Consider the following 23953-nt stretch of genomic DNA (forward strand, 5'->3'; position numbering starts at 1 on the left):
AGTTACAATCTAGGCTTGTTTTGTTTCTCTGCCCAATACGTTTTGACGGCGGGAATGCTCCCTATGCCCACGGAGATGATGAAGGTCACAGCCAATGCGCCCAAGATGATCATAAATCCTGAAGTGATGATGATGGAGGCCAGTCCAATTTCCGTAAGTCCAATGACAAAAGCCAGAATTAGAATGAGTGGTGAAACAAACCTTTTGATCGGATTGCTGTCACTGATCATACGCTCGGCCAATAGCGCCAATGCTTTACCGACAATGATAATGATAACAACGAGCACTAAACGAGGCAGTAAGGCTATTAAATAACCTACGGTCGTAGAGATGAACGCCAGGTTAAGAATATTAGTCGCTTCCACCAGGAAAAATCCAAAGACCAGAATACCAACCAGATTCGCTATCCAGCGTGTTATCGGGTAAGTCTCCAGCTGAATGGCTGGGGATGTTTCCTGCACATCTGGTGTGGAAAAGCCTGGAACAGTAGTGTCCTTTTCTTTAGCTGGAAAGAGCATCTGCATTTTTTGATTGACGTTTAATGGTGAAATGAGTGTAATAGCCAGGTTTCTAACGATTTTCGCAAGAATATAACCGATGTAAATCAAGAAAGCGGCGATAGCGATTTTGGGAATCCATGCCATGATTAAATTGAGAATTCCCTCTGCTGGCTTTTGAATAGAGGCAATATTAAGTAAATTCAGGGCTTGAACGGCTATCGGGAAAATAATCAGAAAATAAACAATGCTGCCAATAACGTGAGCGGCTTGAACGCCTGCGCCTGTCCATCTTTCCAAACGGAATGGAGTGAGCAGCGATTCTACCAGGTTAGCCACGAATTTGGCGATGAAGTGTCCAATAGCCAGAATCAGGACTGCACCTATAACTAAGGGCAGATAATTAATAATAAGAGCAATGACATTTCCTATCGGACCGGCAATCGCCTGAATCTGCAAAGCGCCCAGAATTGCTGGTGCAAAAAGCAGAATAACCAAAGCATAACCGATTTTGGCCAAGCCATCTCTGTAAGAGACAAGCTGGTTTGCTTTTTCTTGGAGCTTACGGTTCGACAGCAGGCTGTAAATAAGTGACTTAACCATAGTTCCGATAATATGGGCGATAACGGCCAATAAGCCGGCTGCCAGAACGTTCGGAATATATAAAGTCAGCACATTAATGAACCCGACAAAAGGATTCAGTATGGAGGTGAAATTCAGCAGCTGCAGCACCATGAGAATCGTAAGTAAAGCCAGAAAATATTTAACGGCCAAACCGGTGCCACTACTTACCTTACCCTCCTTAAAATATCGCGTTGACTTCTGATCCACATTCGTTTTGGCCAGGCCGCGCGTAATCGCTCTTCCAACAACTCCAGAAATCCATAAGCCAATCCACAGGATCAGGAATGCGGCAATAACCCTGGTCAGCATGCTGCCTGTAAAAAAGTAATCCATCCATTGATTCCAGCTCCAGTTCAAATCAATCATTCCTCTCTTGTTAAAGTTTATTGGTATATTCCCTTGTATTCACTTAACCCTTTCTGTAAAGACTCAAACTTGCAGGGATTAAAAAAAGAATAGAAATTACCTTCCGCCAACTTCCGTCCACACACTATAAATCGAATGATGATGGTAGTTTGAAGGCTGCTGCTTTGGGGTAAAAGCTAGGGTTAATCATGAGTTAATCGTAGGCTATTACTGCCAACTAAATGAAAGAAATGACGGGAAGGAAAGCGGCCGCATGAAGAATTTAACCTCTCAATCTCTCTCTAAAAGAGCACCAAAGTCACGTAAAAAGAGGTTCTGGCTGCTCATCATACTGCTGCTGTTTCTTTTTCTACTGGTTCTGATTGGAGTTATGATCTATCAGACCCACAAGCCGTTACCTGCTGGACTTTCTATGGAAGCCCCTGTGCGCCTTGTGAAGGATACGGATGTTGAATTTTTATACGATTTAACGTACAAAAAAGCTGGACAGACCGTCTATGAACAGATGATTTTTGAGCGGATAATTAAGGCTATTGAAGAAGCTGAGCAATTTATAGTCGTGGATATGTTTTTATTTAATGGATATTATAAAAAGGAACAATCGTTCCCCCCGTTAAGCAGGAAGCTTACCGATGCATTGATCGCACAAAGAAACAGGCATCCACAAATGCCAATTTTGATTATTACTGATGAAGTTAATACCTCATATGGATCCCATCCTTCGGAGGAGCTTGAACTTCTGGAAGCAAGTGGTATACCGACATCGATTACCGATGTTGATCCGCTGCGCGATTCAAGTCCTCTATATTCTGGAATATGGCGGATGTTCATGCAGGGGTTCGGCCAATCAGGCAAAGGGTGGATACCTAATCTCATGGCTGATACGGCACCAGATATGACCTTGCGTTCTTATATGAAGCTGCTGAATGTGAAAGCCAATCATCGCAAAATTATTGCTACAGAAAAAACACTTATCGTACCATCAGCGAACGCACACGATGCCAGCTTCTACAACTCGAACACCGGCTTCGCCGTGAAGGGGGATATTATTGGCGATGCTCTCCTTAGTGAGCAGGCTGCGCTTAATCTCTCGGAGAGCGAATTGACTGTGCCTGATTTTGATTTTGAGAGCATGGCTCAAGCAGGGGCAGACGGAGAAGCCAATGGAGAAGCAAATGTCCAGCTGCGCTTTTTGACAGAAGGAAAAATTTTGCAGCGTGTGCTCCAATCATTGGCCGCTACGGAATCCGGGGATACGGTATGGATGGCTATGTTTTACCTGGCAGATCGGCAGGTGATCCAGGAGCTGCTCCAAGCTGCTGAACGTGGAGTTCAAATTCGCTTGATCCTGGACCCGAACGAAAATGCTTTTGGCAATGATAAAATAGGACTCCCTAACCGCCCTGTAGCCTCGGAGCTGCTGGAGAAGTCGGACAAGCAAATCCAGATCCGCTGGTACAATACGGGTAAGGAGCAGTTTCATAGCAAGTTAATGTTTATTGAGCAAAAGGATCAGATCACGATCCATAATGGATCAGCGAATTTCACTACCCGAAACCTGGCTGATCTTAATCTTGAGAGCAACCTGGAGATCCAAGCTTCTCCTGACAGCCGGTTAGCTCAGCAGGTGCGGCAGTATTTTCAGCGGTTGTGGGGCAATGACGGCGCCGAATTCACGTTAGACTATGAAGCTTACGAAGATAAGACGGTAGCTCTTAAAAAAGCCATGTATGCGCTCCAAAGATGGCTTGGGTTTACTACTTATTAATAACCGAAAAAGAGAAGGCTGCCCATTCCTGGGGAGTCTTCTTTGGATTGCTGAAGCAATAGCTCAGCAGCTCTCTTACGGGGCTTTAATAGAAAAAAGGACCACCTGGGCTTGATAAAACCCCGGCAGTCCTTTTTTAATTTGAATAGTGTCGTTCAAGCCTAAATTTAGGCCCTTCTCATGGAACGCATGAGCAGGCTGGCAATGAAGACCAGTATAATGGAACCAATTAACGCTGGTATGAAGTAGAATCCGCCAATCGCTGGACCCCAGTCACCCAAGATCAAACCTCCGAGCCATGCTCCTATAAAACCGGCGACAATATTACCAATAACGCCTCCTGGAATATCTCTCCCCATTATTAATCCTGCAAGCCAACCTATTATACCTCCAACAATTAAGGACCATAAGAAACTCATATTTGCCATCTCCTTTTTGTGCTGCTTATACTTGTTTACTATTAACCTATGACGAATCTTTTTAAACATTCCCTGGCTTGAATTATTTATGCATACCAGAAAAGACTTTTTTTTGTTAAAATTGTAGGGAGAGCAATTCATGATTACTTACAGGAGGATGGAAATGAGCATTAGAGTTGGTATTGTAGGGTATGGAAATTTAGGGCGCGGCGTAGAAATGGCGATCAAGCAGAACCCTGATATGGAATTAACAGCGGTTTTTAGCAGAAGGCCGGTTGACCAAGTCGCCTCGTCGCAGAACATTGTCCATATCTCTGAAGTGGAGAAATATGCAGACCTTGTTGATGTGATGATCTTATGCGGAGGATCGGCTACGGACTTGCCTGAGCAAGGGCCGATGCTTGCGGCGTTGTTCCATACAGTGGACAGTTTTGATACACACGCAAAGATCCCTGAGTATTTCGATCAGGTGGATGCTGCAGCCCGCAAAGGCGGTAAAGTCAGCGTTATTTCTACAGGCTGGGATCCAGGACTATTCTCGCTGAATCGTCTGCTTGCCGAGGCGATACTGCCGGAGGGTAAGGAGTATACTTTCTGGGGCAAAGGCGTAAGTCAAGGCCATTCCGATGCTATTCGGCGGATTGATGGGGTTCGTTCCGGTGTTCAGTACACCATCCCTGTTGAAGCTGCAGTGAATAAGGTGCGGAGCGGAGACAACCCTGAGCTGGCTACAAGAGAGAAGCACAACCGGGTATGCTATCTGGTTGCTGAGCCTGGTGCTGATCTGGCCCGCATTGAAGAGGAAATCAAAACGATGCCTAACTACTTTGCTGACTATAACACAGAGGTTCACTTCATCAGCGAGGAAGAGATGAGCAGAGATCACTCCACAATGCCGCATGGGGGAACAGTCCTAAGAAGCGGTAAAACAGGGACAAACAGTACCCAAATCATTGAATTTGGCTTGAAGCTGGACAGCAATCCGGAATTCACGGCTAGTGTTCTGGTTGCTTATGCCAGAGCAGTCTACAAATATTCCAACGAAGGACATGTCGGCGCCAAGACGGTATTCGATATTCCATTCGGCTATTTATCCCCTAAATCACCAGAGCAGCTTAGACAAGAGCTGCTGTAAGACAGTTTTGAAGGACACTTCCCATTTGTTTGTGGGAAGTGTCTTTTTTTGCGATTCTATTAGGAAATTTAGAAATTATAAGTTTTGGGGGATGCCTGGATTGGTGGTAGTTGCTGGAATATTACAGTGCAGCTTTACAGCGATAAAGCTAACGATATTGCCATTCATTCTCTAAGGGAATCAGAAAGGAAGCGTAGTTTTTCCCTATCGCCACTATCCCTTTCCCTTAGGAAAGCAGCATCTGCTTGCCAGTCCGCTTGAGAGTGGCAAGTTCGGCACTTTGAAGCTGAGAGGGAAGAGTAATCCCGCGGAGCATCCCAGTAGTATCCCAGTAAGTAGCCCGCCTCCTCCAAATGGAGCGTATGCTTCACTTAACGATGTTTTTCATCGCTAAAAGGGGAAGGACGGCCTCTCTGGGTGGTTAAAAGGGATTTTAACGATGTTTTTCATCGTTAAAGTAAATATTTGGAGGTGACCAGGCGATCTAACGATGAAAAACATCGCTAAAGTACGCAAAAGTCTCATAAGTCTCATAAGTCGCATAAGTCGCTAAAATCGCAAAGTAGCTAAAGGAGCAGACCCTGTCTGATCCTACCATATCCTCTCAGCTCTTCATGCCCAGCGCCCGCGCGGGCTAGAAGTTCTCCTCCAGCCAAGAGAAAAATCCTGGCTGTCCGTTTGAGCTTGGTGTTCGTGGTATTCGTGCGATTGTAGCTAAAGAGAGGGAATGGCTGTGGGCGGAAGAGCGGCAGCGTCCGCATTTAAAGATTTGTTCCTACCTCCTCATCTATACCAGTTCAAGGAAACAAATCTTTAACAGCGGCTGGAGCCCACAGCCATTCCCTCCCTCCATTATCCGAGTCAAGAACACGTCCATCAAAGGACGCCACGAGGTATATTTAGCAGATAAAGAAAAGCTGTTGACAATAAATACAGTAAACTGTATATTGAATTTGTTAGCTTGGAAGTGCTTACACTAGAAGTTCAGATTTATCAATTATGGAACCAATTTGACAAAAAAATGCAATCGCAAAAAGGAGCATGATGATGCCATTAGATGGAAAGTTTGAACATGTAAGTTTGAATTCGCTTGTAGGCTCTAATGCTTTTGTTACTGGAGCTGCAAGAGGTACAGGGAGAGCGTGTGCCGAGGCCTTGGTTGCAATGGGAGCAAATGTAGTAGCCGTTGATATCATTGAGATGGAGGCAATTGCTGGAGCCCAGATTCTGCAGGTGAATGTGGCTGATGAAGCAGCAGTTAACGAAGTCATTAAGCGGGGAATTGACGGGAAACCTTTTCAAATTATCGTTAATAATGCTGCTTATTATCGCCGTACTATTTTTGAGAAGCACAGCACGGAGGTTTGGAACAATACTTTGGCCGTGAATGTGAACGGACCTTTTTATATTATGAGAGCCGCGGCTCAAGCTTTAATTGCTGCTAAATTACCCGGAGCGTTTATCAATATGTCGAGTATAGCCGGTACACATGCTCACAAGAATTGTGCAGGCTACTGCGCATCGAAAGCGGCCATTTTGGGACTAACAAGAGCCACGGCTTTAGACCTTGCTCCTTATGATATTACTGTGAATGCCATTTGTCCGGGTACGGTCGATACTGAAATGATTAAACAAGTTGCTGAAGGTCTAACTATAGAGCTTGATACGGACATCGAAGGGGCTTGGGCTTATCTGCACAATAAAATTCCGCTAGGACGCCTGCAGACGCCTGCAGAGGTTGCTGCATCCGTCTGTTTCCTGGCTTCGAATGGCGCCAGAAGCATTACTGGAACCCATATTACGATTGACGGGGGTGAGACAGCAGGGTAATAAGGCTGCAGCGGCTAGTAGAGCATTATCATTTAACTTCAATATGGAGGGATCCTAAATGGAACATGAGCATATGCAGACGAAGCCAACCGTAGTTCTGATCGGAACTTTGGATACGAAGGGGGTGGAATACGGATATATAAGGAACTGCTTGGAAGAGCAGGGGGTCAGTACGATTCTGATTGACGCAGGTGTCCTGGGAGAGTCTAAGATCACTCCGGATATTACCCGGGAGGAAGTAGCCCAGGCTGCGGATACAAGCATTGAAGCGCTGGTGGCAGCGGAGGACCGGGGGGCTGCTGTTACAGCCATGGCTCACGGAGCGAGCGTCATTGCCAAGCGGCTTTATGCGGAAGGCCGGCTCAGCGGTATTTTGGGACTGGGTGGATCAGGAGGCTCGGCCTTGGCGACACAAGCGATGCGCGATCTGCCAGTCGGTGTCCCTAAGCTGATGGTATCCACGATGGCTTCAGGGGACACGCGGCCTTACGTTGGTGCAGTTGATGTTATCATGATGCATTCGGTCGTGGATATCGCTGGAATTAATCAATTATCCGTACGCATATTGTCGAATGCCGCTGGAGCGATGGCGGGAATGGTGAAAACAACGCCTCCGGTAATAAAGAGCGAACGGCCGCTTATTGGGACCACGATGTTCGGAGTCACGACTCCTGCTGTCAATGCTGCGCGTGAGCGGCTTGAGGAGCTCGGCTACGAGGTGCTGGTTTTCCATGCAACTGGTGTTGGCGGACAGTCGATGGAAGCTTTAATCAAAGACGGCTTCATCGTGGCCTCGCTGGATGTGACAACGACAGAGCTGGCCGATGATCTGGTAGGCGGAGTCCTTTCGGCAGGACCGGACCGGCTGCAGGCGGCAGGAGAATTGGGCATTCCGCAAGTCGTTTCGCTGGGGGCTCTCGATATGGTTAACTTCGGTGCTTTCGAGACGGTGCCATTGAAGTTCAAAGAGAGACTTCTATACAAGCACAACGAAACGATTACATTGATGCGGACAACACCTGAGGAATGTGCGGAGCTTGGCCGGTCCATTGCCCATAAGCTGAATGCCTCCAAAGGCAGGGTAACGCTTTTTGTTCCTCTCAAAGGGCTCTCGATGATTGCAACAGAAGGCCGATTGTTCTTTGATGGACAAGCGGATGCGGCACTGTTTGAAGCGCTGCGCGAACATTTGGACCGGAATGTAGTTGAACTCATAGAAGTTGATCAGCACATTAATGATCCGCTTTTCGCAGTAGCCATGGCAGACCGGTTGCATGAGCTTTATCAAGAGTGGAGCAGAGTGTAGAAGCGCGTAGAAGCATGTAGAAGTTAATGGGAAATAGTATATAATATTAAAAAATACCAAAAATTAGAAATAACCGATGATAGAAATACAGCCGATAAAATAGCCGATAAAAAATGGCTCAACCTAATAATCAGTGCTTGACAGTCAAGCTAACATTCGATGGTGGTTAAATGCTACGAAAATGCCAGCTTTATAGCGGCCCGGTACTTGTCATAGCTATTTTCATATTGCGAGGGTAACACGTGCGCTAATGGTCACTGCAGTGTCAAAGCAGTCCGTTAGAAGCGGAAATGCAGCGAAATGAGATTGTAACGGTCACAGATGTCCCTTACAGGCTGAAAAGGGGGCGATTGTGGGGAAAACCGCCTGCTAATGGTCAAGAATGTCCATTAGAATCGTGAATATGTAAAAATCAGCCTCTAAAGGTCAGCGGCGGCCGTTAGAGACAGGTCCTTTCCGTATCTGGAAGAATGGAAGATATCTTCCTTCGTTGTGATAGACGGGTTCTGCATCGGTCTATTCCTCTTTTGTTGTTGGGTAGGACTTTCAACCGTACAGGATTGGAAGATGTTTTCCAGTTTTAGCTATCCATTCATTTGTCAAGCACTGATTGTGGTGGTGAGCCTAAAAAATAGCTGAAAAAAAACAGCAGAGAGAAGGTTGGCAAGGATGGAGGAAAAGTTGGAGGAAAAGAAGTCTCCTTTTTTAAAATCGCTTGACTTGCAGTATCATTTTGAAGGAGCCTGGTATCGGCGCACCTACGCATCCGACGTTGAAATTCCCCAAGAGATTTTGGGAGAAAAGTATAGCGGGGCTCGACCGTCGGCTACTTGTATTTATTATTTAATGCATCCTGGCGAGGTATCCCGGTGGCACAAAATTGCTTCTACCGAAATTTGGATATGGCAAAGCGGCGGCACTGTCAAATTAACGATGGGCGGCGAAGGCGATCAACCGGGAGAAGGCTCGGACTACATTCTGGGTCTGGATATAGAGAAAGGCCAGCATCCCCATGTGATTGTACCTCCGGGAGTGTGGCAGATGGCAGTTAACGATAGTGATGAGCCGGTTCTATTTACATGTGTGGTTACACCGGGCTTTCATACGGACGAACATATCATATTGGAATAGCCTAGAAAGGAGATAACTTATGCTTACTAGAGAAGAAGCTCTTGCCCAGCTTAACCGAGAGGTGAAGGAGGGGCGGCCGGTTATCGGCGCAGGGGCAGGTACTGGACTTTCGGCAAAATGTGCAGAGGACGGCGGGACGGATCTTATTATTATTTATAATTCGGGCCGTTACAGAATGGCCGGCCGAGGCTCACTTGCAGGGATGATGCCCTATGGGGACGCTAATGCGATTGTTGTCGACATGGCCAGCGAAGTACTCCCCGTAGTCAAGCATACACCTGTTCTTGCTGGCGTGTGTGGTACAGACCCGTTCCGCTTGATGCCGGTTTTCTTGAAGCAGCTTAAAGAGATGGGCTTTACAGGTGTACAAAATTTCCCGACCGTCGGCCTTATTGATGGCATTTTCCGTGCTAACCTGGAAGAAACGGGGATGGGCTATGACCTGGAGGTTGAAATGATCAGGACCGCTCATGAACTCGGCTTGCTGACGGCCCCTTATGTATTTGACGAGGAGCAGGCCCGCAAGATGGCTGAAGCTGGAGCAGATGTTCTGGTGCCGCACGTAGGTCTTACCACTTCCGGAACCATTGGGGCAAAGACGGCGCTAACGCTGGATGAAGCCGTGGAACGCGTCCAGGCTATGCATGATGCAGCCAAAGCGGTGAATCCCGATATTTTGGTGCTTTGTCACGGAGGGCCGATCGCGGGGCCGGAAGATGCAGCTTATGTGCTTGAGAGAACGAATGGAATTGCCGGCTTCTTCGGAGCTTCCAGCATGGAACGCTTGCCGACAGAAGTGGCGATGACCGCAAATATGCGCAAGTTCAAATCCATTAACGGAGGGAATCAATGATGAAAAACGTGGATAAAAATGCAATCGCAACGCATTCTTTTGATTGGGGTCTGATTAAATGGAGCGTGACTCCGGACAGCATCGAAGGAGCCAAGGTAACTTTTGGCGAGGTTGTTCTTCTGCCCGGCAAAGGGCATGACCGCCATAATCACCCGGATTCCGAAGAAATTCTGTATGTGCTTTCTGGTGAAGGCGAGCAGACCATTGGCGATGGGGAGCCGTTCCCTGTCAAGGCTGGCGATGTGATTTATATTCCTACTGCGGCGTTCCATTCGACTTACAATACAGGCTGGGAAACGTTGCGGCTGTTGGCCTTTTATAATCCTGGAGGAGCAGAAAAGGGACTAACCGGTCTTCCTGATTTTCAAGAGCTTCCAGCTGGGGAAATTCAGAGCTATACACGCACTAAATAATCAGTTTTAATATGGAGGGGTATATGAATGTTTAAAAAGAGATTTTCGGCAGCACTAGTTTTATTGTTCGTAATGGCAATTATTCTTAGCGCGTGCGGGACCAAAGATGGCGAGGGTACTAAAGCAAGCACAGAAACCAAGCAGCCTGAAAAGAAAACTCTGAAGGTCGGTATGGTTACCGGTGCCGGAGGCGTCAATGACAACTCATTTAACCAAGCAGGCTGGGAAGCCCTGCAAAAAGCGCAAAATGCGCTAGGCATCGAAGTGAAATATTCGGAAGCCAAGCTGGAAGCTGATGCTGAGCCCGACTTGATCCGTTTTGCCCGTGATGGGTATGATTTAACTTGGGGAATGGGCTCTCTTATGGGAGAAGCTTTGGTCAAAGCGGCCAACAGTATGCCGGATTCCAAGTTTGCTATTATAGATGCGAGTTTAGAGGGAACGATTCCCGCTAATATTTCCACCGTTTCTTTTAAAGATGAGGAAGGTTCGTTCTTGATGGGCGTTATAGCCGGACTCATGACCAAAAGCAATAAAGTAGGTTTTCTCGGAGGGATGAAGTTCCCGCTTATCGAAAGATTCGAATATGGCTTCAGAGCTGGTGTACAAACCGTAAATCCAAAGGCTGAAGTTTCCGTTAACTATGTAGGGGCGTTTAATCGACCTGATCAAGGGAAAACATTTGCTGCAACCATGTATGATAGCGGCGTAGATATTATTTATCAGGGTGCTGGATCTACAGGAGAAGGTGTTTTTGCCGAAGCGAAAGAACGTAAAGGCGTTTGGGTTATCGGATCGGACAAGGATCAGTCCTACTTGGCTCCAGATCAGACACTTAGCTCCATGGTTAGACGTGTGGACGTTGGTGTATATACGATAACTGAGCAATTGAACAAGGGTGTTTTTAACGGCGGGACAGACAGTCTGCTTGGTTTGAAAGAGGATGGCGTAGGCCTTGCTTCATCTTCCGATAAGAATGTGCCTAAGGACATCCTGGATAAAGCAGCAGAATACAGGCAGCAAATTATCGAAGGAAAAATCAAGGTTCCCCAAACAGAAAGTGAATTTAAAGAGTTTAAATAAACAGGTCTTGAACTTTGGAGCCTTGAGGACTAGATATTCCTAAGATTTAGTCCCAAGGCTTTCATAAGGTTTGAAGAACGTTTTAATAACGTCGTTATAGGGGGTCGTGGAATGAGCCTGGTGGAGACTGTAGTCGAAATGCGCGGGATTACGAAGAGGTTTCCAGGAATTATTGCTAATGACAACATATCTTTTTCGGTAAAAAAAGGTGAGATTCACGCTCTATTGGGGGAAAATGGTGCGGGGAAATCGACGCTCATGAACATTTTATTCGGCCTGTATGAACCCGATGAAGGAGAGATTCTGATCCACGGGAAGAAGGTGAGGATGAAAAGCTCGAAGGAGGCTAACCGTCTAGGCATCGGTATGGTCCATCAGCATTTCATGCTTGTGAAGCCTTTTACAGTTACTGAAAATATTATTTTGGGCAGTGAACCGGTCAAGTTTATTTCCATAGATTCGAAGGCAGCTAAGCAGAAGGTTATTGAAATTTCCGAACAGTACGGGCTTGCAGTGAACCCGGATGCGATAATCAGTGACATTTCAGTGGGGATGGAGCAGCGGGTTGAAATATTAAAGACGCTCTACAGAGGGGCGGATATTTTAATTTTTGACGAACCGACCGCGGTTCTAACACCTCAGGAAATTAATGAATTGATGAAAATCATGAAGAATTTGGTTAGCGAAGGCAAATCGATCATTCTGATTACGCATAAATTAAAAGAAATCATGGCGGTTAGTGATAACGTTACCGTTATTCGGCGGGGCAAGGTTGTGGGGACTGTACAAACTTCGGAAACCAATCCTAACGAGCTCGCAGCGATGATGGTAGGAAAAGAAGTATCATTTGAAGTGCAGAAGAAGGAAGCCGAGCCTAAGCATGTAGTTCTGCAAATCAACAAAGTGACCGCCTTTAATGAAAAAAAGGTCAAGGTGTTAAACGATATCAGCCTGGAGGTAAGGGCGGGAGAAATCGTAGGTATTGCAGGGGTAGATGGAAACGGACAATCCGACTTAATTGAATCGATTACCGGACTTCACAAAGTAACCTCTGGCAAGATTTTGCTTAATGGAAAGGATATGACCAATAAAAGCGTCAGGACGATTATCGAGGCCGGGGTATCTCATATTCCCGAGGACCGCCATAGAAGCGGGCTGATCCTGGATTTCTCCATTGGTCAGAACATGGTTCTGGAAACGTATTATAAAGCGCCCTTCTCGAAAAACAAGGTCATCAATGAGAAGGAAGTTTCCAAGTATGCCAACCGGTTAATTGAGGAATACGATGTCAGGACACCGAGCGAGCACACACTTGCACGTTCACTCTCGGGCGGCAATCAGCAAAAAGCGATTATTGCCAGGGAAGTCGATAAAAACCCGGATCTGCTGATCGCTGTTCAACCGACCCGCGGCGTAGATGTAGGTGCGATCGAGTTTATTCATAAACGCTTAATCGAGCAAAGAGATATGGGGAAGGCGGTGTTATTGATTTCATTCGAGCTGGATGAAGTCATGCAGCTTTCTGACCGTATTGCGGTCATATACGAAGGTCAAATCGCTGCGGTAGTCGATGCGAAAGAAACTACGGAGAAGGAGCTGGGCTACCTCATGGCCGGCGGCACAAATAACAAAGCAGGTGACTCCCATGGCATCAAATAACAAGCCTGGCCTCTTGTTAACGCCTCTGATTGCTGTTGTGATCGGCCTTGCTGTTGGAGCCGTCGTCATGCTGTTCGGCGGTTATAATCCAGTTTCAGGCTATGGTGCGCTGTTCAAGGGGGTTTTCGGATCCTCCTACGATATCGGAGAAATGGTCAGGCAGGTTACGCCTTTGATTTTCACGGGACTTGCTGTTGCGTTTGCCTTCCGGACCGGGCTGTTCAATATCGGGGTTGAAGGACAATTTATTGTGGGCTCCTTTACCGCTGTCGTCGTTGGCGTTGCCTTCGATTTGCCTTGGTACGTGCATGCGCCATTTGCTTTTGTGGCAGGTTGTGCGGGCGGAGCATTGTGGGCCGTGCTTCCCGGGTTTCTCAAGGCGAAATTTCACGTACACGAAGTTATAACGACGATTATGCTGAACTATGTAGCGCTGATCGGGGTTAATTATTTAATTCGCACGAAATTTAAAGGGGCAGCGGAAAGAACGGATATGATCCACCCATCCGCATCCCTGCAATTCAAACCCTTGTCGGAATTATTTGACGGTTCCCGGATTAATCTGGCCATTGTGCTGGCACTGCTGTTCGCCTTCCTGTTTTACTTTATTTTATGGAGAACGGTGTGGGGGTACGAATTGCGTTCTGTAGGCTTGAACCCCATTGCTTCCCGTTATGCAGGGATGAATGTCTCCAAGAACATCGTGCTTTCCATGATGATCAGCGGATTTATTGCCGGAGCGGCGGGTGCCGCTGAAGCGCTTGGCGTATATGGCTACATGACCATGGGTGCCACGCTGCCGGGCTACGGATTTACGGGGATAGCGGTTGCCTTGCTGGGAGCGAATTTGCCGTTAGGGATCATTTTCTCCGCAGTATTGTTCGGTTCCCTGCAGTACGGCTCCAACAATATGCAGCTTCAGGCAGGCATTCCTACGGAAATTATTACGATTGTCATTGCTGTTATTATTTTATTCGTTGCTGCTAAAGGAGCGATAAAGTGGATGATGAACCGTATAAGTAAACCTAAAGGGGAGGCAAGGTAAAGTGGACATCCCAAGTATTTTAACCACATTAGTTCATAATGCCGTTGTTTATGCCACCCCTCTTATATTTGCTGCACTTGGCGGTGTTTTTTCAGAGAAATCCGGTGTAACGAATATTGGACTTGAAGGTCTTATGATCGTTGGCGGTTTTTCTGCAGCAGTGACGACCATTTTTTGCGATGATGTACTTGGCTTCGGTTCATTTTCTCCTTGGATCGGTTTAGCTATGGGCCTCCTAATCGGTGTGTTATTTTCACTTCAGCATGCCGTAGTTTCGATTACGTTTAAAGCAGATCAAGTGATAAGCGGCGTTGCGCTGAATCTTCTGGCACTGGGCTTTTCCATTTACATGATGAAAAAGCTGTTCGATGGCTCTTCGCAAACGACAACGATGCATCATCCCTTGAACAAGCTTCGTATCCCGTACCTGTCGGATATTCCTTATTTAGGAAAGGCCGTATTTACCGCTTATCCAACCTCCTATATAGCTATTCTGCTTACGGTATTGGCGGCATTTATACTTTTCAAAACTCCGTTTGGGCTCAGACTGCGTTCCGTTGGAGAGCATCCTAAAGCAGCAGATACATTGGGCGTTAATGTCAATCGGATGAGATATATCGCCGTCCTGATCAGCGGAGCTTTGGCCGGTTTGGGAGGCGCCACGATTTCACTGTCTATCACGAATAATTTTACCCAGACTACCGTGTCCGGACAAGGCTTTATCGCTATGGCGGCAATGATATTTGGGAGATGGAATCCGATTGGCGCACTTGGGGCTGCTTTGTTTTTTGGACTTGCGCAGGCTCTGGCAGCAATTAGTCAGGTTCTTGGATTAACCAAATATGTGCCTGCTGATCTTCTAACTATGCTTCCGTATATCATTACGATTATTGCTATCACCGGCTTAGTGGGAAGAAGTGAAGCTCCTTCAGCTTTAGGGAAATCTTATGAGAAGGGGCAGCGCTAGTCAGCGGGTAAGGACCCAAATAAGGACAAACAGGGAGTCACATGGATTGGAAGCGTTCGTAATAATATTTACTATATGTCTTTTTTCTTGTATCCTTAAGGGAAGCCATCTAAAACATGCATTTCCGATAGGATAAGCCTGTCCAATATGTAAAGCGTATCCAATAAAAGAGTACCCATATAACATGCACATCCAATAAAAAAGGCGGTTTTTATATCCGACATCCAATATCCAAAGCTTTGGGTATTTTCCGGTAGGAGATGGAGCTTTTGAAATCAAATGAAAGATTGTTGACAAGATTTGGTTACGCTGCTCAAGAAATTGCCACCAGAATGATTGAAATAGAGGTTGGAGAGCAAATACCACGAATCAGTGATTTATCCGAAGAGTTCGGTATGGGGCGCGGAACGGTGCAAGAGGCGTTTAAAGTGCTGGAAAGCAGCGGCGCGCTCAAGCTGGTTTCCCGTGGCCATCTGGGAACATATATTGTGGAAAAGAACATCCATTTGTTGTTACAAATGTCAGGAGTTAATAAATTTGTTGGTGCGATGACGCTGCCTTATTCCAAGCGTTTCGAAGGACTGGCAACTGGACTTTGCCATTGTTTTGAAGAACTTGGCTTCACACTGAATTTTACCTTTACCAGGGGAGCAGAGCAGCGTATTGACGCTTTGTCAGAGCGAAAGATCGATTTCGCTATTGTCTCCCGATTGGCAGCCGATTTATATTTAACGCAGCATAATGAGCTGGAAATTGCTTTCTCCTTTGGTCTAAAATCCTTTGTATCCTTGCATACGATTCTTTTGAATGATCCCTTGTTGGATTATATACAGGATGGAATGAGAATTGGCATTGATTCCTTATCCATTAGCCAGCGGGAGCTGACCTTTGCTGAATTTAAGGATTTTGACGTTACTTATGTGGAGCAAAATTATTTGCATCTTCCCGAAATGTTGCGTTCCAAGCAAATTGATGCTTTAATATGGAACAGAGACGAAATCAATCCCAGCTACTCCATGAAACAAGTGAACCTCAGAACGCCACTGGCTATTGAAAAAGCCGAAGGAATTGGAGAAGCCGTTTGTTTCGTACACGCTAAAAATATTGCCATCAAGAAAGTTTTGGAAATGCTCACTATTGATGAGATTGTAAGCATACAGCAGCTTGTTGAAAAAGGCGAAATGTCGCCACGTTATTAACACGTTGCCAGCACCTTTTTAATACACTATTAATTCGTATAACCTCACGAAAGAAAAGCAGGAACAGGGTGAGGGTTTCTACGGGGAGCCTTAACTTCCTAACTACGAATATAGAATCATCTTTTGATGATTCTATATTCGTAGTTAGGTTTTTTTTATGGACATAAGTATAAATGATGGATGGTTGGATGGATAGAGGGACAGATAACGATGATTTTCATCGCTAACGAAGGAATTTCCAGGTGACTCGGCACGTTAACGATGTTTTATATCGCTAAAGTAGTGTTGTGGGCCATTTCAGGCTGATGGAGGGACAGATAACGATGATTTTCATCGCTAACGAAGGGATTCCCAGGTGACTCGGCACTTTAATGATGTTTTTCATCACTAAAGTAGCGTTGTGCACTAATTCTGGGCTGATGGATGGGGATAGGAGAGCCACTGGAAGCAGCGAATGTTAGATTAATGGATTTGGGGAAAATCAGAGGAGGCATTTGAGACATATATGAAATATTTATTAGCTGTATTATTTGGTGCGATGAGCTATGGGGTTTTATCAACGATTGTTGTCCTTGCATATGGAAAAGGATATGTGTTGGGGGAAGTGGTGGGCAGCCAACTGCTGACCGGTTGTATACTGGCCTGGGGGTTGGCGATTTTTACTAAGTGGCGTGAGCGGCGGGCTTTACGGGAAAGGGAAAGGGAAAGCTCAGGACAGCAACCCGCTATAATCGCGCCTGCTGCTGGTAAGCTAACCTGGAAGCAAAGACTGCTGCTTATGGCCGCGGGAACGCCTACAGCGATTACCGGGCTGCTGTATTATCAATCCCTTCGTTATATCCCTGCTTCTTTGGCAATTATTTTACTATTCCAGTTTACTTGGATGGGTGTGCTGTATCAGGCTGTAAGCCAGCGTAAGCGGCCAACCGGCATTATGTTCCTTACTTTAGCGGTGCTGCTCGGGGGAACTCTGCTTGCTGCAGGCATTTTGGGGCAAGGGGCCACCAAGCTTAATCTGATGGGGATTGTTCTAGGGATCCTCTCCGCGGTTAGCTACTCTTTATTTATAGTGGTCAGCGGGAAAGCAGTACCGTCTGTTCATCCGGCTTACCGCAGCGTATGGATGCTCACTGGGGGGATGCTCTTGGTATTTATCCTGTTTCCTCCGTATTTCCTATTTAACGGGCTCCTTTGGGGAGATCTGCTTTTATTCGGTTTTTTGCTCGGTCTGTTTGGCGCTTTTATTCCTCCAGTACTTTTCGCTGTGGGGGTTCCCCATATTGGAGAAGGGATGGCAGGTATTCTTGGTGCAGCTGAGCTTCCCGTTGCTGTCCTGCTCTCTTCCTTCATCCTGCACGAGCAGGTCAGTCTGCTCCAATGGGGGGGAGTCGGGTTAGTTCTGCTTGGGGTTGCTCTTCCTGAGCTCCTTAAATCGAGACGGCGATCATCCAGTGCTCATTAGCAGGCCATAGTTCCAGTGCCAGGGGTTCTGCCAACATTTCGCGGAAAATGTACGCTAAGGATTGTGTTGCATTAAGCCAAGCCTATTTTAGCACTTTGAAATGAGAATATTTACAACACAATTGCTCTTGTGCTGCATTCTTAGCATGTGGAAAAATGTTTATTTTCGGGAATTCCTAGCTTAGCGTACGTTTTTCGCGTTAATATCTTTATGCAAAAAAATGCCCCATATCCCACCCCATACCGAATGTTGATGTTGACAGGTTAGTCACGCGCGTGGGGCAATAGCTGCCGCCTGTCGGTTATACAGACGGCACTTTCTTACAAGGAGACGAGCTTAAGCGAATTTCCGGCGTATATTTTATGCAGCACGTTCGGCGGACAAATCGCAGTACAGGTTGTAGTACGTGTGCATCATAGCGAAGACTTTGCCTGCCGAGATGACATCGCCGCTCTGGTAATTTATCGTTGGTAGTTTTACCTTATCACGCTGATTTTCTGACTGACGGAGGAATTGTCACCGATAACCGTTGAAGTATTGACAGGCAAAGACATGGACAACGCTTTGGTCCCGCTGTGGGCGATAGAGGAGATACCCCCTAGAAAATTAGGGTTGCTCTCCGCGTAGTACCAGTCCGGAGCCGATTCAAACCCGCTGTTCATAATCTCGGTGTTGGTGATCGACACGCTGTCCCAGAGCACATCGACCGTATAGTTGGAAACGGCTTTCTTCTCGTACAGTCTGAGTTTTACATCCACGGAGGATTTGCCGACCAGATACGAGGTCATGTCGATCGATTCCGTAAGCCACGTATTGGCGGCATCCGCCGTCACGTCCTTTTCCCACACGACTGTGCCGTCGATCAGCAACTGCTTGTAATGATACCCGGCCAGGCCGCCCGTTCGATTGTCCCGGTGGGCAAAGGTCAAGGTGTACGTTTTGTTCGAGCCGGTCGTAAAACTGTTCGTGCCGGAGGTAGTGGTCGTCCCGGCCCCATTGCGCGCGATCACCCGCCAGTAGTACGTCGTGTTGGGAGACAAGACGGAGCCCGTCAACATCGCGCTCATCCCGATAATCTTGGGAACTTCTGCGGTCAAGGTTGCGAAGTTGCTCACGGTGGAAACCTGCAGCGTATAGTCGGCGGCGTTCACCGAAGGCTTCCAGGAAAAGGCTAGATCCAGGTTTCGGCCGGTCGCCCCGTTCCCTGGACTGGAGAGCGAGAACGATCCAGGCGTCCCGTGATCGGGGTGTAACCGGTACAAGATGGCAATGTCATTCAAATATCGGGACGAGAATGTGCTTAAACTTCTCAACGACATCTCCTTTTCGAACAACGTCCATATCCCCGGCTTCCATCGTTCCATATCCCCGATTTGCAGCGTGAACTGTTCGGTATAGGAGCCGCTGCCGTTTACGTAATACGATAATTTCGGGGATGTCGTACTCCCGTTCCACATATTGTTGTAAATCGTATTGGCAAGTCGGGTCATCGCCGCCGTATTAAATTTCCCGCCACGCGTATAGTCCGTAATGGCATGTGTAAAATCAATCGTAGTGTGGAGCGAATCCTCCAAATGAAGAGTATGATTATCGGCCGGGGTTAACCGGTCCCAATAGTTCCAATGGTAGCCGGTGCCGTTCAGCGTCAGCCAGTAATGCCACTTGGCCGTCATGCCATCCGCCTGCGTCAAGTAGCGCTTATGCGTGTCCAGATTAATCTTGGCCATTTCCAATTGGGCTGACGCCATAGCCAGGTACTGATTGTATGGCAGAGAAAAACCCGCATGGAGGTTATCGAGGTAGACATTGTACTGATTCGACCAGCTGTTGTCGAACGCCGGAATCAGGTCGCTATTGATGAGCGCCTCCATGGCGTTCGCTTGCGCTCCGTAAGTGATGCCCTGCGGATTCGTCGCGCTGGCGATGCTGCTGTCCGCCCGAACAAGCTGGATGAACTTGGCGAATTCATACACCATCGCGCCGCGATGAAGAAGATACTCTTCGTAGGTCGGGTTATAGTAAGTCGATCCCCAGCCGAGGAATCCGTCGCCGTCCACATCGCCGAGATGGCTGAACATATTGTCTACGTATGCGCTCAATTTCTGCAAATAGCTTGTTTGCCCCGTCATTTCATACATGATCCGCAGCGCAGCAAGCGTATAATTCCCGTTCTGGGCCAGATAAGCATCGTCGTCCGAATCCGTGTATCCGTAATCATAGGCAGGGGTATCCCCTAAAGCAAGCAGATTGTCAAAGCTCGTTTTCCAGCTCGCGGCGCTGCCGTACGCGGAAGCTTGCCCCGCAGTCCCCAGTACGCAAGAACCTGCCAGTACAACCGCCAAAACGAGAGCTTTCCACGTCGACATTCGAATCATTCCCATCTGTACACTCCACCTTTTCCTCTGAGTTTTTCATACAGGTCAAGTATAAACAATTTTAAAAGCGCTTACATAATACAATCATCAGGTTTCGTAGTACAATTTTCACATGTTTCGATTTCAACGCAAATTGCGCCGTGTGAGGCTTCCCAGCCCGCTCCGTTCCTTGATATAATGAGCTTACATTCAAGGCCAAGCTTCATGAGCGAAGGGGAGGACGTACCATGTATCGCATACTGATTGCGGATGACGAGCCCTACATTAGAGACCGTTTGGCCCATCATATGCCCTGGAGAGAAATCGGCTTCGAAGTCGTAGGCAGCACCGAGAACGGGGAGCAAGCCCTGGAGATGTTCCGTTCGGCCAAGCCGCACGCGCTGCTCACGGATATTCTCATGCCTGGCATGAGCGGCCTGGAGTTAATTCAGACGATCAAAGAGCAGGAGCCGCGCACAAAGCTCCTGGTCATGAGCGCCTACGACGACTTTAAGTATGCACAGCAGGCGATCCGTCTGGGCGTGAAGGGCTATCTGCTCAAGCCGATCATTCCCGAGGAGTTCGTCGAGCTGCTGCAAACCGTGGCGGAGGAGCTTCACCAGGAACACCCTTACTCCAGCCAAACGGACAAGGCGCGCGGCAACGAGAACCCTTATCGGAAGACGGGCAATCCGTACGCCCTGGCAGCCAAGCGTTATATCGACGAGCACTACGAGGACAAGCTCCACCTGGAAGATGTGGCCGGATTCCTCTACATGAATCCCAATTACTTCAGCTCCCTGTTCAAGCGTGAGATGGGGCTCAGCTTCGTGGACTACGTGAACGAGTTCCGCATCCGTAAAGCGCGGACCCTGCTGGTGGAGACGGACGAAAAGGTGTATGAAGTGTCCATACGGGTCGGCTACAGCAACTTCTCCTATTTCAACAAACTGTTCAAGCGGTTGAACGGTGTCACGCCGCAAGCTTATCGCGAGCTTGCTTGGAGCGGCGGGAAATCGGCAGGACTCCAACCGTGACGAAACCCCCTACGATCAGATTCACGCATTTCCTGATGCTGTTCTCCCTCAGCGTAACGACGATCCTGCTGCTGATCATCGGAACCGTCCTCTACAGTAAGACCAAGCATATTCTCGTGGAGAAGATCAATCTCATCCACTCCATGAAGCTGAACCAGGCCTCGGCGGACGTGCGCAAGCAGTTCGAGGATCTCTACAAATCATTCGACGGCTTCCGCAGTCACGAACTGCTGATCGACTCCGTTCGCAAACTGTCGAACAGTCGCACGTCCTCCTACGAGCGTTTCACTGTGACCAAAAACTTGCAGACCGCGATTACCAATTTCAAAATCGGAAACGCTTCCATTGAACATGTGATGGTCATGACACAGCAGCAGCAGTTCAGCTCGAATCTCAAATATGTGGAGTACTTCCTCGACGGCAACCGGCTCCCCCTGCATCTGGATCAGGATCAAATCGTGTTCGTGCCTCCCGGCCGAACGTATGCCTTGTTTCAGCTCGACCGCAACCGCATCGACAATCCGCTTCTGATCGATATGATCGATCCGCTCGAAGGCTCGATGTATTTCGTCTGCCGTCTGAACGATACGAATGGTGAGCAGATCGGGCTGATGTTCATGCTGCTGAGCGCAAGCGCGCTGAAAACGCAAATTCCGTATGCTGACTCCCTCGCCATTATAGGAGAGGATGGAAAGCTGCTCTATCGCGGCGATGGAGTGGACGCGGGCTTCCCTCAGCAGCTTCGGAAAGGCGGCCGCTTGGAGGCGCAGACGCTCTCGCTGCACGGGCAACGCTATGAGATTCGTCCGCTTGGCTTCAACGGGTTTCGTCTCGTCTTCGTCGAACCTGAGATTGATTTTCACCGCAGCCAAATTCGGATCATCGCCTGGTATTCCATCCTGACCTTGCTGGGCAGCGCTCTGCTGTCCTACATTTTCTCCCGCTGGATCGGCAAGAACATTTTGCGCCCGCTTCACGGGCTCATTCGCTGGATTCGCGGGTTTGAACGGCTGGAGGACCGCTGGGATGCCGGGAACGGCTGGTCCGGAAATACGCGGATCACCACAATGAGGGAACGCTTCTTCGTCTATTTCCTGTTGACGATTCTGCTGCCGATTCTTTTGTTCGTCATGCTGTTCTACATCCAGTCCACGCGCGTAGTGTCGAAGGAAGTGCAGCAAACGTATTCCGTGCTGTTCGAGAAGTCCGCGCATCGGCTGGAACTCTTCGTAAAGCAGAAGGAATCGGCCTTGACCTGGCTCGCGTATAATGCCTGGGTTGCCGAATATGTGGAGGACCCCGGGGAGGAGAATCGGGGGAAAATGGACGATCTCCTGGTCACCGGCACGTATTCCTCCCTCAGCGAAGACATCGTCAGCTTGTATGATGTAAGGAACCGGCTGATCTATACGAATCGCCACAAGCAAGCACCGCGTATGGACGTTTCGCTGTATGAGAGCATGATGACCATGCGCAAAAACATGCATTATTGGCTGCCACCGGCCGAGACCGGCTCGTCCACGGTAAGCCTCAGCATGGCCGTCGTGAACATTCAGATCTCGTCCGAGCCGCTCGGCTTCCTGAAGGCTGATGTGAGCGGCGTGTTCCTCTCGAGCCTGTATGCCGAGCTGAACGGGAACGGCAGTGAAGCGTTCGTCGTCGATCAGGAAGGGCGCATTCTTTCGCACCCGGAGGTTGAGAAAGTGGGCCAAATGTCCAAGCTGCCGGCCTCTCCCGGAGAGCTGAACGCATTCACGCAGGGGAATCCTGCGGTTCAATACTTCTCGAGCAAGCTGAGCGGGCTTCCCTGGTATTTGGTCACTGTTTTCGACGCCACCACTGTCCGCAAGCAGGCGATCGGCTTGATCTATGATGACATTTATTTGTTCATTATTATCTTTTTGCTGATTTTGCTGGCCTCCTACTTGATGTCCCAATATCTCATCCGGCCGCTGTCTTCGCTCCAATGGAAAGTCGCCCGGAGGGATCTGGACCCTGAAGGAAGCTTCTCTTGGGACGCCCACTATGCGATCGACGAGGTCGAGCAGCTCCGGGCCTCTTTCAACCTGCTAATGGAGCAGATCGGACAATTGGTGGAGGAGAAGCTGAAGGCCAAGAACGAACTGCTGCTGCTGGAATACGAGAAGAAAGGAACGCAGCTTGAAGCGCTGCAGGCCCAGATTAATCCCCATTTCCTGCACAATACGCTGGAGATCGTGATGTATATGATCGAGAAGGGAGAGCGGGAGAGCGCGGTCACGATGATCGGACTGCTCAGCCGGCTATTCCGGTACGCCATGGGTAAGGAGAGCCAAGTCACGTCACTGCGTGATGAAGTGGCTTATGCGAAGACTTATATGCGAATCATGAGTTTCCGGTACAAGGACAAAATCCGCTGCAAGTGGCAGATCGACGAGGAAATGCTGAACTGCGCCGTGGTGAAGATGATCCTGCAGCCTTTGCAGGAGAACGCCATCCGGCATACGCTCCAGTCAGGCGCGGATCAAGTGCATATCTCCATCTCCATCGACCGAGAGGGCAGTGATTTGCGGATCGCCGTTACAGATAACGGGCCGTGGCTCGCGGACGAGAAGCTCGCAGCCATCCAAGACAATCTGAAACGCAGAGATCGCAGCAAGGTAGGGCTGTATAACGTGAACAGCCGTATTCAACTGCACTTCGGCGAGAAGTACGGGATTACGATGAACCGTGCCGTGCCGCATGGAGCAACCGTGGTTCTGAAACTGCCCTATGCACAAGTCGCGTCCGTGGAAGCGGATACAAACATGTGAAAATTGTGATACG

Annotated in this window: 18 protein-coding genes and 1 riboswitch; of the genes, 15 read left to right on the forward strand and 3 right to left on the reverse strand. The window is 48.2% G+C overall.

Annotated elements, in window-relative coordinates; all coding sequences use genetic code 11:
* Window positions 1-2 precede the first annotated feature (2 nt).
* The gene (locus J2Z66_RS09715) at window positions 3-1487 is read right to left on the reverse strand and encodes a mechanosensitive ion channel (protein WP_376774374.1); all 1485 of its coding nucleotides are present in this window, start codon (window positions 1485-1487) and stop codon (window positions 3-5) included.
* Between the two features lie 253 nt (window positions 1488-1740).
* Between J2Z66_RS09715 and J2Z66_RS09720 the strand changes: the two genes are divergently transcribed.
* Window positions 1741-3255 (forward strand): phospholipase D family protein, encoded by a 1515-nt coding sequence (locus J2Z66_RS09720; protein ID WP_209971199.1) that lies wholly within the window; start codon window positions 1741-1743, stop codon window positions 3253-3255.
* Window positions 3256-3422: 167 nt separating this feature from the next.
* On the opposite strand, the gene J2Z66_RS09725 is transcribed toward J2Z66_RS09720, so the two are convergent.
* Window positions 3423-3674: a GlsB/YeaQ/YmgE family stress response membrane protein gene (locus tag J2Z66_RS09725; protein ID WP_209971200.1), complete on the reverse strand. Its 252-nt coding sequence runs from the start codon at window positions 3672-3674 to the stop codon at window positions 3423-3425.
* A 157-nt stretch (window positions 3675-3831) separates the two neighbouring features.
* Between J2Z66_RS09725 and J2Z66_RS09730 the strand changes: the two genes are divergently transcribed.
* The 12 genes from J2Z66_RS09730 (at window position 3832) to J2Z66_RS09785 (ending at window position 17757) form a co-directional block, all read left to right on the forward strand.
* Window positions 3832-4809, forward strand: a complete 978-nt coding sequence (locus J2Z66_RS09730) for a diaminopimelate dehydrogenase (protein ID WP_209971417.1) — start codon at window positions 3832-3834, stop codon at window positions 4807-4809.
* A gap of 1041 nt (window positions 4810-5850) precedes the next feature.
* Complete coding sequence (locus tag J2Z66_RS09735) at window positions 5851-6639, forward strand: SDR family NAD(P)-dependent oxidoreductase (protein WP_209971201.1); 789 nt, start codon at window positions 5851-5853, stop codon at window positions 6637-6639.
* Between the two features lie 58 nt (window positions 6640-6697).
* Window positions 6698-7945, forward strand: coding sequence for a Tm-1-like ATP-binding domain-containing protein (locus J2Z66_RS09740; protein ID WP_209971202.1), 1248 nt, complete (start codon window positions 6698-6700; stop codon window positions 7943-7945).
* A 669-nt stretch (window positions 7946-8614) separates the two neighbouring features.
* Window positions 8615-9076 carry a cupin domain-containing protein gene (locus J2Z66_RS09745; protein ID WP_209971203.1) on the forward strand — a complete coding sequence of 154 codons (462 nt, stop codon included), beginning with the start codon at window positions 8615-8617 and terminating at the stop codon, window positions 9074-9076.
* A gap of 19 nt (window positions 9077-9095) precedes the next feature.
* Window positions 9096-9929: a phosphoenolpyruvate hydrolase family protein gene (locus tag J2Z66_RS09750; protein ID WP_209971204.1), complete on the forward strand. Its 834-nt coding sequence runs from the start codon at window positions 9096-9098 to the stop codon at window positions 9927-9929.
* A complete protein-coding gene (locus J2Z66_RS09755; RefSeq protein ID WP_209971205.1) occupies window positions 9926-10342 on the forward strand; it encodes a cupin domain-containing protein in 417 nt (138 codons plus the stop codon). Before J2Z66_RS09750 ends, J2Z66_RS09755 begins: the two co-directional genes overlap by 4 nt.
* Before the next feature lie 27 nt (window positions 10343-10369).
* Window positions 10370-11425 carry a BMP family lipoprotein gene (locus tag J2Z66_RS09760; protein ID WP_209971206.1) on the forward strand — a complete coding sequence of 352 codons (1056 nt, stop codon included), beginning with the start codon at window positions 10370-10372 and terminating at the stop codon, window positions 11423-11425.
* Between the two features lie 120 nt (window positions 11426-11545).
* Window positions 11546-13084, forward strand: coding sequence for an ABC transporter ATP-binding protein (locus tag J2Z66_RS09765; RefSeq protein ID WP_209971418.1), 1539 nt, complete (start codon window positions 11546-11548; stop codon window positions 13082-13084).
* Window positions 13071-14129 carry an ABC transporter permease gene (locus J2Z66_RS09770; RefSeq protein WP_209971207.1) on the forward strand — a complete coding sequence of 353 codons (1059 nt, stop codon included), beginning with the start codon at window positions 13071-13073 and terminating at the stop codon, window positions 14127-14129. The genes J2Z66_RS09765 and J2Z66_RS09770 overlap by 14 nt, the downstream gene beginning before the upstream one ends.
* Before the next feature lies 1 nt (window position 14130).
* Entirely contained in the window at window positions 14131-15096 is a 966-nt protein-coding gene (locus J2Z66_RS09775) for an ABC transporter permease (RefSeq protein ID WP_209971208.1), read from the forward strand.
* A gap of 269 nt (window positions 15097-15365) precedes the next feature.
* Window positions 15366-16295 carry a GntR family transcriptional regulator YhfZ gene (gene yhfZ, locus J2Z66_RS09780; RefSeq protein ID WP_209971209.1) on the forward strand — a complete coding sequence of 310 codons (930 nt, stop codon included), beginning with the start codon at window positions 15366-15368 and terminating at the stop codon, window positions 16293-16295.
* Between the two features lie 14 nt (window positions 16296-16309).
* Window positions 16310-16420, forward strand: a riboswitch (purine riboswitch).
* A gap of 380 nt (window positions 16421-16800) precedes the next feature.
* The gene (locus tag J2Z66_RS09785) at window positions 16801-17757 is read left to right on the forward strand and encodes an EamA family transporter (RefSeq protein WP_209971210.1); all 957 of its coding nucleotides are present in this window, start codon (window positions 16801-16803) and stop codon (window positions 17755-17757) included.
* Between the two features lie 476 nt (window positions 17758-18233).
* Here the strand turns inward: J2Z66_RS09785 and J2Z66_RS09790 are convergent, their stop codons facing one another.
* Entirely contained in the window at window positions 18234-20138 is a 1905-nt protein-coding gene (locus tag J2Z66_RS09790; protein WP_209971211.1) for a hypothetical protein, read from the reverse strand.
* A 221-nt stretch (window positions 20139-20359) separates the two neighbouring features.
* Here J2Z66_RS09790 and J2Z66_RS09795 point away from each other — a divergent pair, with 221 nt between their 5' ends.
* Both J2Z66_RS09795 and J2Z66_RS43770 read left to right on the forward strand, forming a co-directional pair.
* Window positions 20360-21148, forward strand: coding sequence for a response regulator transcription factor (locus J2Z66_RS09795; RefSeq protein ID WP_209971212.1), 789 nt, complete (start codon window positions 20360-20362; stop codon window positions 21146-21148).
* The gene (locus J2Z66_RS43770) at window positions 21145-23940 is read left to right on the forward strand and encodes a cache domain-containing sensor histidine kinase (protein ID WP_209971213.1); all 2796 of its coding nucleotides are present in this window, start codon (window positions 21145-21147) and stop codon (window positions 23938-23940) included. Before J2Z66_RS09795 ends, J2Z66_RS43770 begins: the two co-directional genes overlap by 4 nt.
* Window positions 23941-23953: the final 13 nt, after the last annotated feature.

The sequence above is a fragment of the Paenibacillus eucommiae genome (assembly GCF_017874215.1).
Classification (GTDB): Bacteria; Bacillota; Bacilli; order Paenibacillales; family NBRC-103111; genus Paenibacillus_AI; species Paenibacillus_AI eucommiae.

Bases quoted from the DNA above. Each gene is read 5' to 3' on its own strand.
- J2Z66_RS09795 (WP_209971212.1), top strand. From the start codon at position 20,360: ATGTATCGCATACTGATTGCGGATGACGAGCCCTACATTAGAGACCGT.
- J2Z66_RS09720 (WP_209971199.1), top strand. From the start codon at position 1,741: ATGAAGAATTTAACCTCTCAATCTCTCTCTAAAAGAGCACCAAAGTCA.
- J2Z66_RS09770 (WP_209971207.1), top strand. From the start codon at position 13,071: ATGGCATCAAATAACAAGCCTGGCCTCTTGTTAACGCCTCTGATTGCT.
- J2Z66_RS09735 (WP_209971201.1), top strand. From the start codon at position 5,851: ATGATGATGCCATTAGATGGAAAGTTTGAACATGTAAGTTTGAATTCG.
- J2Z66_RS09725 (WP_209971200.1), bottom strand. From the start codon at position 3,674: ATGAGTTTCTTATGGTCCTTAATTGTTGGAGGTATAATAGGTTGGCTT.
- J2Z66_RS09755 (WP_209971205.1), top strand. From the start codon at position 9,926: ATGATGAAAAACGTGGATAAAAATGCAATCGCAACGCATTCTTTTGAT.
- J2Z66_RS09740 (WP_209971202.1), top strand. From the start codon at position 6,698: ATGGAACATGAGCATATGCAGACGAAGCCAACCGTAGTTCTGATCGGA.
- J2Z66_RS09730 (WP_209971417.1), top strand. From the start codon at position 3,832: ATGGAAATGAGCATTAGAGTTGGTATTGTAGGGTATGGAAATTTAGGG.
- J2Z66_RS09750 (WP_209971204.1), top strand. From the start codon at position 9,096: ATGCTTACTAGAGAAGAAGCTCTTGCCCAGCTTAACCGAGAGGTGAAG.
- J2Z66_RS09785 (WP_209971210.1), top strand. From the start codon at position 16,801: ATGAAATATTTATTAGCTGTATTATTTGGTGCGATGAGCTATGGGGTT.
- J2Z66_RS09760 (WP_209971206.1), top strand. From the start codon at position 10,370: ATGTTTAAAAAGAGATTTTCGGCAGCACTAGTTTTATTGTTCGTAATG.
- J2Z66_RS09745 (WP_209971203.1), top strand. From the start codon at position 8,615: ATGGAGGAAAAGTTGGAGGAAAAGAAGTCTCCTTTTTTAAAATCGCTT.
- J2Z66_RS09715 (WP_376774374.1), bottom strand. From the start codon at position 1,487: ATGATTGATTTGAACTGGAGCTGGAATCAATGGATGGATTACTTTTTT.
- J2Z66_RS09790 (WP_209971211.1), bottom strand. From the start codon at position 20,138: ATGGGAATGATTCGAATGTCGACGTGGAAAGCTCTCGTTTTGGCGGTT.